Genomic DNA, 13,741 nt, shown 5'->3' with positions numbered 1-13,741 from the left:
GGCCTACACCGGATGGATTATTTGGTTACCACCAATTAACAAAGCATCTAAAGAAGCCATTGATTATTATGTCACAATAAATACTATTGCTGATATATAAATTATATGATTACAATATTAACAGCAGGTTACCATCCCAATAAATATTATATATGACGATTTCCGAATTTTTTCCTAGATACAATACGTTTATATTTACCACTTCACAAATAAAAACACTTGATTATCAATATTTAAAATAATTTACCTATTTAATTTTTTCTAAACTTTTATATGTCGATAACGATAAACTTAGCAGTATTCAGGTAAAATAAAAATGGGGCAAAAAAGATAATTTAATTTTAAAAGAATGATATCAATTACTATTTTAGCAAAGGCAGCCACTATAAAACAATGCTGATAATTACTTAGATCCTAAAAGCCCAGCAGTTTTTCCAAATGTAGTGAAAATTCAATTTTGACTTTGTGTAACACAACAATATAACTATCTTTAAACAGTTTATTAGATTTTAATTTAGCATGTGATCCATTTGTCCCCTGATATTTTTAAACACTGGTAAACAAAAGGTTGTTCTAGACTCAAAGTTTTGGATCATAAATTAGTCTTTCACCCTTCAAAAAAACAAAATAAGTCATATTTACCCCATAGATCAAGCTGTTAATATTTCCATAACAATTTAATACCTATATTTGCATATCGAAACTAAAGTATATTTTTTAGTTGAGTTGTTAAGATTTTGTAGCTTATCCATAAAATATTGGAGTTGTGGCAAATTCGTGGCACTTTTGAAAAGTAAATTTTAAATCATTTGATTTTCAATTACTTAATCTATTAGGTTCGAATCCCTCACTCTCCGCAAGATGTGAAAACAAAAGTTTTCAAAAGACATCAAAAAAATGGTAAAACCTGCAAATCAATGATTTGCAGGTTTTTTTTGTTTATAGCGTTTATGATGTATTTAAATATATCATTGCCTAGACTATTATACAGTTCTTCATCAAAATAATTTTAAATAATCTTACGTGATACTCAATATCTTTCTTACCACCAAATGCCAGAACTCTGTATTCGGAACGGTGATAAACAATACTATTTCTAGTGTCCAACAGCAAAAGAACAGAAAGTAAGGGCTTTTTAAAACCGGTTTTTTACATTTAATCTTTTCAATGAGAATAATGCTTATCGAAACTAAAAATGGAAGAAAAACTGCCGCAGGCAAACCCAAACCGGGTTTGATATGATTGAGCAATCTCGACATTCCGGGGTTCAGGATAATTAAGGTTGCAGCAATAAGAAAGGCAACATGCCATCTCAAATTGTGCCTATTTAACATAGCAATGAGATAATATACAGAAAACGAAATGGCATCCAACAAACCAATGAATGCAGTAACCGCAGCTCTGTCTTCAGAAATATGTATTTCTCGCCTGGTTTGACTCGTTACCAAAATAAGAATAGTAACAACCAACACCGGAGCAATAAAATAGGACAATTTCCCTATTGTATGATGCAGCTCATACTTTTTCTGCTTTATCAAAACAGGTTGAATAATAAGTAAGGCAAACCAACAGACAAACGCCGCAAAATGAATATGAATAACCAACGGAAACCTATCTGGTTCCGGCAAAAATCTAATATAAGAATTGAAAAATCCTGTAAGTGACACCGCTACTACAGCAATAAAAAACAGGATTAATATTTTACTTTTTCTTTCCATAGTCGTTTTTAATTTACCATCCTTCTGGTATTATATCTTTATCTACCTCCCTCTTTTCACTAATGTAGCTGAAAAAATCTTCTACCTCTTTGGATTCAGGCTGGAATATTGTTATCAGGATCTCCGGATTATTTTCTAAAGACTTGATGCAAGTGTAGAGTTTCTCTAAGAATAAATATAGTATCGCCTGACTTTACAGCATAATTCTTACCTTCTAATTATAAGAAATATAATTAAAATTTTTGTTTTCATTTTTAAATACACAACTTACACTAAAAAAACTATTTTGTTTGCTGAAAAACAAAACTTATATCGCCCAAATAAGATTTTTTTGCATAGGCCATGGGTAATTTTGACTATTTCCATCAACAAAAACGGTATAAATTATCGATACGTTTCCGGCATCTATCGGAGCATTTTGTTCGGAGCCATTTGCTCTTAAACGTTCGTAATAGTCATTTCCATTGAAAACAATACTGTATCTTGTTTCAGGAACCATTTCCAAAGGCTCAATCTCTTGGCGTATTTCTGTATTGGCATTCACATTCGGAACTGTTATTGTTTTGATAATGACATGGGTATCAGCATTCCAAATAGTAACACGTATATTAGTTGCATTATCCGGAATTTTAAGTGTTACTGCCTTCATTATACCTTTTACTTTTGGCTTAAATTGAAATCCTTGTTCAGAATAAAGAGTATCAACATGATTGGCTGTCGATTGGTTAAATTCAGATTTCTCAAGATACAGTGCCAGTGGGTTTTCTTCGGGATATGTTTTCAGTTCAGAGGCTTCATCGTCTTTGCTGCACGATATGGTAATGACCAAAAAAAATACCACTGTAATAATTTTAAAATATTTTTCCATTTTTTTAATTTTAAATTTTCAACACGTTTTGGCATAAAAAATACCCTTAGTTCTATCCAAAGGTACTCTCGCTTTAAGTAGTGTTGTTTGTAAAAAATGGAAATTTTTAAGAATTGAAACGGTCCAGCTCGCACCAGTTATTGACATCGGAATGAAAGTTTTCAAAATAATCCGACGGAGAAGTCCCGATGTATCGCATAAAATCTTTATTCAGATGTGAAAGATCGTGATAACCACATTGAAAGGCAATATCAGACAGTAATTCTGGTTTTTTTATATATTGATTCACAAAAGTGTTAAAACGGATAATGTCGGCATATTTCTTCGGTGAGAAACCAATATACTCCATAAAAAGATAATTCAGATTTCTGTGGCTGGTAAACACTTGCCCGCTGAAATTCTGGGCAGGAAAATTTCCTGAACTTTTTTGGAGAATATTGATGGCTTTTGCAACTGCTCCGTATTTGTCTGGTAGATTTACCCGGAATTTTCTCATAAGATATTCCTGTATAAGTTGCCATTTTATCCTAATCGAATCGGCATAAGCCAGCTTTTCGTTCAGATCTTTGATACTTTGGTCTATATCGGTAATATCAAACCGCTGATTGGTAGAAATGTGTGCATCATCATTGTGGAACAGGCACGACATACCAGGGTGCATCTGTATCAAAATAACCTCTATTTCGGATATCACATGGAATGACGCAGGAAGATTCCCTACACCCAAAGCGTAAATGGAATTGGGTTGGAATTTATGGACTTCCGTACCATTAGACATTTCAAGAGAATTCTTTTTTTCTATCACAAAAAACAGTGTTGAAAACATCCTTGGCACCATCTTAAATTCACAAAACTCTCCTGCGCTTTGCAAAAAATAACTGGCACTTGCGATATATCTGTCAAGGGCAGGTGTTATGGGAAGCGGTTGATGATCCATAATGTGATTTCTCTAAAACAAACATACCCCTCATTACTATCATTCACGTTGTCTATACTATAAAGTTACATTTTTTTAGATACGTAACATTAAAAGATAAGATAATAATATACTTTATATATTGTTTGAATAGAAACCAACATATACCTATTTTTTGACAATGATGATTCAACAAAAAATTATGCTATATTTATTCAAAAAATTAATGGACAAATATAACATACGAATTATTCTAAATATTATATTTTCTCTCATTACAAGAATAATTTTATGTACAATTTTATTGTTTTCAGATCCGTTATCATTGCAGTTCAAATTTCTCTGTATCATCATTTTTTGTATTCCCTGGATCAGGTTTTTCATGAATGATACTGACAGAAAAAATATTGATCTGTATCTTAGCTATAAGCTTCTGTTTCTTACCTCCCCTATTTTATATTTCTGCATCATTTGGAAAATTTCAGAACTGTATCAATTCACTCTAATTAACCCGCTCATTTTATTCCTTTTAACTCTGGCAGCAGCTTTTTTTATCAAAGCGAAAAGTAAGAATATTTCAACTAAAACCCAGCAGATCTTAATGACAATGAGTTTCTACTGTATCCCATTCTTTTTAGCCATTAATATATCTTTTGATTTTTCCCAACCATCATCTAAAGAATATTTTATTACCGACAAAGAAAGTTATGTATCCGAAAAAATGGACTCGGAAGGGTCACAGAAAATGGCAAATTATGAGTTTAAGGTTATTCCGAAAGAAAAGATGAATCCTACCCCATTTTGGATAGACATATCAGCAACAAAACATCCACACTTACATCCAGAAGCAGAAGTCTTAACTCCTGGTAAAGTATTTCTCACCATTGAAAATAAGAAATATGAAATTCTTACGAATAAAATTGACCTTTTCAAACATATGAAGGATAGTGGCTACTTGCGCACGTACCAACTGAGAGAATATACAAAGCCTATGATAATCAATGTAAAACCTAAAATCTATAATAAGTTTGGAAAAAATGATTATCTCGATATTGAAATCCATTCCGGATTATTTGGTATAGAATGGACCTACTACCATTGGAAACATAAGTCTGATATTACTTAATAAGGTTATAAATGGCACTTCATTCTGGAATAAATTGAGTATAATAAAGGAGATTAAAATGTGATCTAAAAAGTATTCACCAAAAAAACATGGAGAGTTAAGTCTCCATGTTTTTTTGCATCATTCTATAAGTCCAGATTATTTGGTATTGAGATATTTTACGGCTTCTATCATCATCCTGTCTACAAAAACGGCAGGCGAGTTCTGCATCAGTAGGAGACGTTACATAGATATCAGGCTTCATTCCTATTCCCTCAATAACTTCACCATTTATATCTTTTGTTGCCATTGAGTTCCATAACACCAGCTATATTGCCTAAACTTCCTCCATTGAAAGCATTGGAATCCGGGTTTAATCCGGAAGTAGCCCAAAAACTATAATCTCCTACTGAGATCACTTAACTGCCCTGGCTTTTTAACATCATCATTCCCATTTTCCAGCCTTCTTCATCTTTTTTAAAATAATATCGTAATGTTATAAATTAATGAAGTTTCTGAATAATTTTGGAAATCAAAGTAAGCTTTGCATATAATTTTGCCTCTAAATTTTTTACTATAAAATGAAAAAACTTAGAGGGCATTTAATCCACCAATAATCCTACGGATAACGGTCCGGTAACCAGTACATTTATCAATTTTGTACAACATGGAAACTTTTAATTTCAATACAGTAAGTAACAAGATATATAGATTCTGAACTGTTTTTATTTGTGGAATTAATATAAATTTTTCTATATTTGCACCACTGAAAACGACGGTACAGCCGAAGTTCAGGGAGAGTTGGCAGAGTGGTCGATTGCGGCAGTCTTGAAAACTGTTGACTGTAACAGGTCCGGGGGTTCGAATCCCTCACTCTCCGCCAGGCTAGAAACCAAAATAAGCAAAAACGCTGTAAACATTGATGTTTACAGCGTTTTTGTTTTAGCGCTAGTATCAAAAAAGGGCATATTAAAAGTGACCTATTTAATGACCTATTCGAAAATATAAAAATAGGTCAATAAAATCTCTTAAAAAAACCGGCCAATAGGCAGTCTAACGATTGAACATCTTGCAAAAAGTGGTAACAAAAAAGTAAAACTGGATAACAGTTTACAAACATGCGTAATCTTAAATATAATATACTGCACATATTCACACTATCTTTACACCCATCATACATTTTTTGGATTTTGTAAATTATTTTACAAAATTTTTAACTGTTCCGCTCCGTTTCAAGCTCCCAAACTCTATGTCCTGCCACTGCTTTTACAAATTTTTCAATCCCGTTCTGATGCTCTGATGTAATAACTGCAGGATCGTCATGCTTTTTATCGGAAATATTGCTAAAAATATAAATTTCTTCGGTTTCATCTCCAAAGTAAATTGCTTTACAATGCCTGTAGGCCTCATTTACAAAATTCAACACTCCATTTTTATTCTCACTATTTAAAAGTTCCTGCACTGCATTTTTCCCTGAACATATATACAATGCATCAAAACATACACTTGCCGTATTTGTCAATGTATGTTTAGGGTTAATTAATGTTCCTTTTTCAGACTTCACAGGTGCCATACTTGGCGCGATAAAATCTACCCTTGCATGAAGAGACTCCAATTTATTCTTCAATATGTTCACCTTATCCTCATTAAACCCATTAGCTACAATAAATCCAATCACCCTGCTTTTAATTGTATCTTTAATCGTATTATGCATGCTGAGTGCTTCTGATTTATCTGGCTTAGGCTCCAGAGATTCACTTTGTAAAGTATCTGGGTTTTGGTCAGCTGGAATACTTTGATTAGGCTGATCCAGTTTTTTTACTTTTATCCCCAATTTTTCACCAACTTTAGCAGCTAGGTCCCTATCGATATATCCTAGCTGTCCTACTACCCTTTCTCTAATGTCGGGAATATTGACTTTAGACAATTCAAAAATCAAAGCTTTCTGAATATGTTTTCTCTCATGATCTGACTGGCTGTTATAAAATAATTTGGCCTGCGAATAATGGTCCACAAAACTTTTACTTCGTGCCCGTATTTTATTTCCTGAAACTCTTTCCTGATGCGAAGTAAAACCCCCTTCTTTCATCATTGCCTGAAAAGGACACCCACCCCCAATCGTATTAGGTTCATAACTTACTTTTCCCTTTACGATCTGCTGTCTCATATGGCCATCACGCTGATTATTATGAACACCGTTAACAGAGCGGTTAATAGGAATCTCATGAAAATTAGGAGATCCTAACCTAGATAACTGTGTATCTGTGTAGGAAAACAGTCTGCCTTGAAGTAAAGGGTCATTACTGAAATCAATCCCCGGAATAAGATGTCCAGGATGAAAAGCCACCTGCTCGGTTTCTGCAAAAAAATTCTCGGGGTTTTTATTCAGTGTCAATGTTCCTATAATTTGTACAGGAATCAACTCTTCAGGAATTAGTTTGGTAGGATCCAACAGATCAAAATCAAAATCATTTTCATCCTCTTCAGGAATAATCTGTACTCCGAAATCCCATTCCGGAAAGTTCCCGTTTTCAATGGCTTCCCAAAGATCTCTTTTATGAAAATCAGGATCAATACCTGATATTTTCTGAGCCTCATCCCATGCTACGGAATGAACACCAAGCTTAGGTTTAAAATGAAATTTCACAAAATTTACTGTACCTTCATTATTAATGAACTTAAATGTGTGAACCCCAAAACCTTCCATCATTCTAAGGCTACGGGGAATAGCACGATCACTCATTGCCCACATAATCATGTGCATACTTTCAGGCATTAATGATATAAAATCCCAGAACGTATCATGAGCAGAAGCGGCCTGGGGAATTTCGTTATCAGGCTCGGGTTTTACGGCATGAATCAGATCAGGAAACTTCATGGCATCCTGAATAAAGAATACAGGAATATTATTTCCTACCAGATCATAATTCCCTTCCTCCGTATAGAATTTAACTGCGAATCCTCTGACATCTCTTGCCAGATCAGTACTTCCCTTACTTCCTGCTACAGTAGAAAATCTTACAAATACAGGAGTTTCTTTTCCGACCTGATTTAAAAATCCTGCTTTTGTATATTTCTCCATGTTTTTATGAAGCTTGAAAACACCATGAGCTCCCGATCCTCTCGCATGGACAATTCTCTCAGGAATTCTTTCATGATCAAAATGAGTGATCTTCTCTCTAAGAATAAAGTCCTCCAATAATGTGGGACCTCTTTCTTCTGACTTTAAGGAATCCTGATTATTATTAATTTTCAGACCCTGATTGGTTGTTAGCATCTCAATATCATTGGATGTACTTAACGATTCAAGCTGATTTAACTTTTCGTTCTTATTTTCTTTACTTTTTTTCATATGAATAATTTTTTGTTGTGGTAGAAATCAAAGGTTCATTTTGAGTGATTTGAATAATTTTCATGTATCACATTCCATATTATGCTATTTTATAAAACAATTCATTTCAATAAATCATTATTTGTAACGGCTTTGTTTATACTTATCATCCCTTTTGCCAGATGGTCCTTTTTTATTTCCGGGAGATTTGCCTAATTTTTCGTAAAATTTATGGAGTTGATCAAGTTCATCTTCGCTCAGATCTTCTATATCCACAAGCCGGTTACTTGCGTTCTCATAACTTGCAATAAGTTCATTGAGTTTAATCTGAATAGCCTTAGAGTCTTTATTCTGTGCTTTCTGAATCAGAAATACCATAAGAAAGGTAATAATAGTTGTTCCGGTATTGATTACCATCTGCCAAACCTCTGAAAATTTAAACATCGGGCCAGTAGCTGCCCATGCAACCACCATCAGACTTGCGCCGATAAATGCGCCCGCACTTCCTGTAAAACATACAGCCCAGTCGGAAAATCGGTCAAAAAGGTTCTTTTTCATAATTAAGAGGGGATTTATACAAAACAATATTTCAAAACTGAAACGGTAAAAGAAATGCAATGCTGTCTGGTAATATTTTCTCTAATATATGCAGAACCCTGTTTTTTTTTTATGAGCCAGATCATAAGATGAAATACTCGTAGTTATTTGCTTAAAATGTATGGTCTTAAAATTGCTGTTATTAATTCTCACCACTAAATCTAATATTATGGCAAAATCCACTACAAAAAAAACGAGTGCAAGTAAATCAACTGCTACAAAAAAAACAATTAAAACTCCTGCTAAAAAAGGAGCAGCCAAGGAGCTTAAAGACTTATTTGAAAATTCACTGAAAGATATTTACTGGGCTGAAAAGGCTTTAGTAAAAGCTTTACCTAAAATGCACAAAAATGCTACGGATAAGAAGCTTAAGGAAGCAATAGAGGCTCATTTACTGGAAACACAAATTCATGTTAAGAGACTGGAAGAATGCTTTAAATCACTAAAGAAAAGACCTCAGGCAAAGAAATGTGATGCTATGCAGGGACTACTGGATGAAGGCAAAAGTATTATGGAAGAAACACTAGCAGGATCTGTCCGAGATGCGGGTATTATTGCAGCAGCCCAAAAAGTGGAACATTATGAAATCGCCACATATGGAACACTGGCTGCGTATGCGAAGGTCTTGAAAGAAAATTTCTGTCTTAAGAATTTCCTAGCTACCCTTGGGGAAGAAAAAAAGTGTGATGCTCTCTTAACTAAAGTTGCCGATACAAGACTTAATAGTAAAGCTCTACAATAGTTACTATTATATATTTTAAAGGTATAAGAATAAGCTATTTTTTAGATTTATTCTTCCTTTCAAATATTTTTCCTTTATCCCTCAAACAAACCTTTATGAGATTCCGCATTATAATAGCACAGAAGTTTTGATAATCATTTTAGTCAGATAGTTATTACAGTGCAAAACTCAGATCTTTTTGCTTGGGATTTTATCTGCAGCTGCTTTTCTTTATTCTGAAATTTCGCTTCCGCTTCATCCATACTTTTTTGTATGTCATCCGTGTACAAAGAATCATGGATAGGCAAATATTTTTGATAACATAACGCGGCATTCTGCCATTGTCTCGTGCCGGAATAACATTGTGCCTTCAAATAGGTAAACGCACCGCAGGAATGAGGGTTCTGTTTTGATATGCTCATTCAGCATCAATAATTTGTAATTGCTAATTACAATATTTTAGGATTAAATTTAAATACCACAAAAGTGGTAATTTGATGTTTTTAAATAGATTTTAACCAAGTACGGGTATACCCATTAAAAAAAGCCCTAGAATCTTTGAATCTAAGGCTTTTTAGTTATCTACATTAATACTGTTTATCACATTAATATATCACATGGTGCATAACAAAGCACCCAGGGACATTTTTTTATTCCCGGCGGCGGACAACATGCTTCAGAGCATCCAGCTGCTCCACCATTGATACTTTTTAATTGATCTCTTGAAATTTTCTTATAATTTTTCATAATAAAGTAATTATTGGGTTAAACGTATATTTTAAGGCTGGTTTCCGCCGCCACATCCATCATAAGGCATGCATTGCCATTTTCCACCGATTAAGCATATTTGTCCGCCCGGGCAGTTAATCCCGCCTTTAATTACTTTCATTTCCTGTCTCTGGATTTTTTTTAAATTTTTCATAATAATAGGTTTGGTTTGCATTCGAAATTAATCATTTTTTTCTAATCAAAGTAAATTATTTAAAAAATATTGACCATAAATGAATTTATTCTCCCTGAAATCCGCAAAATAAAACACAATATGATATGAATTAAAAAATACCGAAAAACCTTTATTTAAACAGAATTCACGAAGAATGGATTTCATCCGGATAAAATCTTGTCCTGTGGCAAGCTCATTTTCACAGTAAATTGATAATTTTAATCAAAGGTTTCTAATTCACCTCAATAATTACTTTGTAAAACTCACAAAAAACAGATAATATGCACCCAAAATTTGAAGCTGGAATTAATATCGCTATAAAAATTCCAAAAAATAAATATGAAAAAACAATTGCTTTTTACAAGAATATTCTGAAGCTGGATGTGGAAGAAAAACCGATTAATAATCCCACTGTTTCCAGAACCCATCAGGTGAAGTTCGGCAGCAATATAGTATGGCTGGATTGTGTAGACAATTACACCCATTCTGAAACCTGGTTACAGCTTACCGTTCCCAATGTAGAAGAAGCGACCCAATATCTGCAGTCAAACGGTGTGGAAACCTGTGACGAAATTGAGGAACTTCCTGAAAACATGCACTGGATTACGGATCCTGCCGGCACAGTGTTCAATTTACAACAAACGTAATATAGAATAGAATGGCTCATTACATAATTGAATTCCAATTCTTTACAATGATCAGAGATATTAAAAGTAGATAAATATTATACTGTAGCTATTTTTTTGTAGTATTGTAAAAATTTATGATACCCTGTACAACACATCTATGCAGGCATGTCATATATATAAGCTAATCTAAAGCCATGATTATCATTGAAAGAGACGAAAAAAATTTTAAGCGTTATGGGTCAACAATAGATGAGTATGATCTCATTTACCTTCTGAACAAATATGTTGAACCTATTTCCAGTGTACCTTACGGCGATGAATATTCTGCTTCTGTTCTGTTAAATGACGGAACATTTTTCCCTTGTGTCGTATTCAGACATAAAGGAAAAGCAGTTGAGATCATCTATAACAGATTACATGAAAAACGGTATGGTATTATAGATAAAAGGCCTTATGATACCGAATTTATCCAAAAAGGAATCATTGAGTATACCCTTACCTCTGAAAATATGGTAAAGTTTGACTCTGATATAATCAAAATTGAAAAATGTAAATACGCAATGCCTGAAAGGATTCTTCAAAGCATGAGCAATACCCCCACCCATTTCTTTCTTGCAAAATTTAAAGATGGAAGCTATGAGAATTTCCGAAGAGGTGAAGGACTGTTTTATGAAATGCCGCCGGAACAAAAACCGGAAGACATTGTGGAAATATTCAATTCAAAATTAATCCTTCAAAATGATGAAATTATTGAATTAAAAAATTTAATGGATTGGAAAAACAATGAAGCAAATCTCAAAAAGATCTATAGTTCTAAACCTTATTTTGCCTGTTATATTGGGCATTCCGATTACAAAGACTTTGCTGAACACATCAACCATATTAAAAAAAGCAGACCATAATAAAATTGAAGAGGCCTGGAAGTTCAATATCAATCTATATCAGTTAACTCAGATTGACAATTACTAAAAACCAATAAAAAAACAAGAAATTAAACATGTCCTATTATAAAAAATTATTCTCTATTTTTACTATTCTCTTCATTTTCACTCATCATGCTGTCGCTCAGACGAAAAAGATCAATCAGATTGAGTCTCTGATGAAATGGTCCAGTCAAATTGGAGTTTTTAACGGGAATGTATTAGTTTCAAAAAATAATAAAATAATCTATAATGCGGCTTTTGGTTTTACAAATGCTTCAAAAACAGAAAAACTAACGACTGATTACAGGTTTAATATTGGTTCAATCACCAAAGAATTTAGTGCAGTTGCTTTGCTGCAATTACAAGAACAAGGCAAACTGAAACTAACGGATGTGGTTTCCCAATACATTCCGGAGCTGCCAAAATGGGCAGATGAAGTTAAAATAAAAGATTTACTGCAATATACAAGCGGAATTCCTAATGTAAACTGGAAAAAAATTAAAAATGATAAAGACCTTTTCGATGGTTTAAAAAGCATTGATACGCTTGATTTCAAACCTGGCACCCATTACGATTACAACAACAATAATCTATTTCTACGCCAGTTTATTGTTGAACGGCTGACCAAAATGTCCTTTAAAACATATGTTGAAACATTCATTTTCAAACCTTGTAAGATGAGCTCGTCTGTAATGACTCTTTTCGAAAATGAAGAAAGAATAGCTCAGGCATTTAACAATAATTTAGTGGCAGACAAACCAGATTTACCTATAACAGGCGGAACCTACCTCACCACTAATGATTTACTGAAGTGGGCAGAGTGTCTTCACTCCCATAAAATAATTAGTACAAATTCATTGTTTGAATTAGGCCGGCATTTTGATCTTCCGGAAACTCAATCATCATTAGGACTAGCAAAATTTAAAAACGGAAAATTAATTGAGCATCTACACGATGGAAAATCCGGAAATTATGAAGCACTTTTAGTTTCTGACCTGAATGAAAAGTTGACCATTATTTTATTAGGAAATAACAGCAATGGAAAACTATTTGAAATTTCAGATGCCATTACCTCCATCTTGAAAAACGAAAAATATAATCTTCCAAAAAATAATTAAAATAACCTGAAGCCGGGTTAAGGAGTTTAAATATAAAAGGTTGGAAAATGGAAGAAGTAGGCTGGAAATCACTTTTATTTATAGATACTGAAAACCTCTGTAAAATCAAATTAGCTAAAAAAAAGGGCATTCTATTGTTGGTGACCTTCAGAACCTCCATCTTCCATCTTCCATCTTCCAAGCTCTATAAATCAAAAATTCTTATCGCAAACTGAGGTTAAAATATAAGACCTTGTTCAAATGTAAACAAGGTCTGTAAGAATTTTGCCGGCCACTTCTAAAAAAACAAGAAGCAAGAAAGCTGTATTCTACTTGCTCTGCCCTATATCCAGTCTGTCAAACTTTCCCTCCGCATTTTTATGAAATTTGAAGAATACGGGAAATGTACCCCACTGCCCTGCCTGGAAATTTCCGTAAATGTCCTTCCCATCGTTCTCTACTTTATCTATGGTGAGGAATTTTTCCTTTCCAAGAGCATTGGAGAAGAATGATTTGAAGTTAACGGTATTTCCGTCATCGGTCATAACCGGGTTTTCCGTGAAAAAGCTGTACCAGCTTTTATCTCCTGACTGTAACGCTTCCACAGCCAATTTTACATCTGTGTCTGTAATTTTTGAAAGATCCATACTTTGTTGTTTTTTTATCGTTGATATTGCAGGATTCCGTTCCTGACGTTCGGGTGATTTCTGTCCACACGCTGTACATATTCCGCAGATCACGGAAATAGTGAACATGATATACTTTTTCATAGGCTATCTTGAGAGTTTGTATTAAAGGCTGGAAGATGGAAGAAAGAGGCTGGAAGTTACTTCTAGTTATAGGTATTGAAAACCATGGTAGAATCAAATTATCCTAAAAACAGATCAAAACTT

General features: G+C 33.7%; 14 protein-coding genes and 1 tRNA gene. 6 read left to right on the top strand and 9 right to left on the bottom strand.

All coding sequences use genetic code 11. From position 1 onward, the window contains the following. Positions 1 to 1,019: 1,019 nt before the first annotated feature. The 3 genes from FW768_RS01205 to FW768_RS01195 all read right to left on the bottom strand — a co-directional run bounded on the left by FW768_RS01205 (position 1,020) and on the right by FW768_RS01195 (position 3,523). Entirely contained in the window at positions 1,020 to 1,718 is a 699-nt protein-coding gene (locus FW768_RS01205; protein WP_153391642.1) for a hypothetical protein, read from the bottom strand. 307 nt (positions 1,719 to 2,025) lie between these two features. Next, a complete protein-coding gene (locus tag FW768_RS01200; RefSeq protein WP_153391640.1) occupies positions 2,026 to 2,586 on the bottom strand; it encodes a DUF4082 domain-containing protein in 561 nt (186 codons plus the stop codon). A gap of 106 nt (positions 2,587 to 2,692) precedes the next feature. Continuing rightward, positions 2,693 to 3,523: an AraC family transcriptional regulator gene (locus tag FW768_RS01195; RefSeq protein WP_153391638.1), complete on the bottom strand. Its 831-nt coding sequence runs from the start codon at positions 3,521 to 3,523 to the stop codon at positions 2,693 to 2,695. Between the two features lie 361 nt (positions 3,524 to 3,884). On the opposite strand from FW768_RS01195, the gene FW768_RS01190 reads away from it, so the two are divergent. Continuing rightward, entirely contained in the window at positions 3,885 to 4,628 is a 744-nt protein-coding gene (locus FW768_RS01190; RefSeq protein ID WP_153391636.1) for a hypothetical protein, read from the top strand. A gap of 263 nt (positions 4,629 to 4,891) precedes the next feature. Here FW768_RS01190 and FW768_RS23800 read toward each other — a convergent pair whose 3' ends face one another. Beyond that, a complete protein-coding gene (locus FW768_RS23800; protein ID WP_262885767.1) occupies positions 4,892 to 5,026 on the bottom strand; it encodes a hypothetical protein in 135 nt (44 codons plus the stop codon). A 376-nt stretch (positions 5,027 to 5,402) separates the two neighbouring features. On the opposite strand from FW768_RS23800, the gene FW768_RS01180 reads away from it, so the two are divergent. Next, positions 5,403 to 5,490 (top strand) — tRNA-Ser (locus tag FW768_RS01180). A gap of 330 nt (positions 5,491 to 5,820) precedes the next feature. Here FW768_RS01180 and FW768_RS01175 read toward each other — a convergent pair. Both FW768_RS01175 and FW768_RS01170 read right to left on the bottom strand, forming a co-directional pair. Beyond that, positions 5,821 to 7,959, bottom strand: coding sequence for a catalase (locus FW768_RS01175; protein ID WP_153391634.1), 2,139 nt, complete (start codon positions 7,957 to 7,959; stop codon positions 5,821 to 5,823). Between the two features lie 117 nt (positions 7,960 to 8,076). Beyond that, a complete protein-coding gene (locus FW768_RS01170; protein WP_153391632.1) occupies positions 8,077 to 8,496 on the bottom strand; it encodes a low affinity iron permease family protein in 420 nt (139 codons plus the stop codon). Positions 8,497 to 8,704: 208 nt separating this feature from the next. Between FW768_RS01170 and FW768_RS01165 the strand changes: the two genes are divergently transcribed. Next, positions 8,705 to 9,277, top strand: coding sequence for a YciE/YciF ferroxidase family protein (locus FW768_RS01165; protein WP_153391631.1), 573 nt, complete (start codon positions 8,705 to 8,707; stop codon positions 9,275 to 9,277). A 579-nt stretch (positions 9,278 to 9,856) separates the two neighbouring features. Here the strand turns inward: FW768_RS01165 and FW768_RS24050 are convergent. Then, complete coding sequence (locus tag FW768_RS24050) at positions 9,857 to 10,003, bottom strand: bacteriocin-like protein (RefSeq protein ID WP_409017735.1); 147 nt, start codon at positions 10,001 to 10,003, stop codon at positions 9,857 to 9,859. Between the two features lie 31 nt (positions 10,004 to 10,034). Further along, complete coding sequence (locus FW768_RS01160) at positions 10,035 to 10,178, bottom strand: bacteriocin-like protein (RefSeq protein ID WP_153391629.1); 144 nt, start codon at positions 10,176 to 10,178, stop codon at positions 10,035 to 10,037. Positions 10,179 to 10,480: 302 nt separating this feature from the next. On the opposite strand from FW768_RS01160, the gene FW768_RS01155 reads away from it, so the two are divergent. The 3 genes from FW768_RS01155 to FW768_RS01145 all read left to right on the top strand — a co-directional run bounded on the left by FW768_RS01155 (position 10,481) and on the right by FW768_RS01145 (position 12,869). After that, positions 10,481 to 10,846 carry a VOC family protein gene (locus tag FW768_RS01155; RefSeq protein ID WP_153391627.1) on the top strand — a complete coding sequence of 122 codons (366 nt, stop codon included), beginning with the start codon at positions 10,481 to 10,483 and terminating at the stop codon, positions 10,844 to 10,846. A 176-nt stretch (positions 10,847 to 11,022) separates the two neighbouring features. Next, entirely contained in the window at positions 11,023 to 11,730 is a 708-nt protein-coding gene (locus FW768_RS01150) for a hypothetical protein (RefSeq protein ID WP_153391625.1), read from the top strand. Positions 11,731 to 11,825: 95 nt separating this feature from the next. Continuing rightward, positions 11,826 to 12,869 carry a serine hydrolase domain-containing protein gene (locus FW768_RS01145; protein WP_153391624.1) on the top strand — a complete coding sequence of 348 codons (1,044 nt, stop codon included), beginning with the start codon at positions 11,826 to 11,828 and terminating at the stop codon, positions 12,867 to 12,869. Positions 12,870 to 13,177: 308 nt separating this feature from the next. On the opposite strand, the gene FW768_RS01140 is transcribed toward FW768_RS01145, so the two are convergent. Then, on the bottom strand, positions 13,178 to 13,618 hold the full coding sequence (locus FW768_RS01140) for a hypothetical protein (RefSeq protein ID WP_153391622.1): 441 nt from the start codon (positions 13,616 to 13,618) through the stop codon (positions 13,178 to 13,180). Positions 13,619 to 13,741: the final 123 nt, after the last annotated feature.

This window comes from Chryseobacterium vaccae (assembly GCF_009602705.1).
Lineage (GTDB): Bacteria > Bacteroidota > Bacteroidia > Flavobacteriales > Weeksellaceae > Chryseobacterium > Chryseobacterium vaccae.
This window is presented reverse-complemented; position numbering and strand designations above follow the sequence as displayed.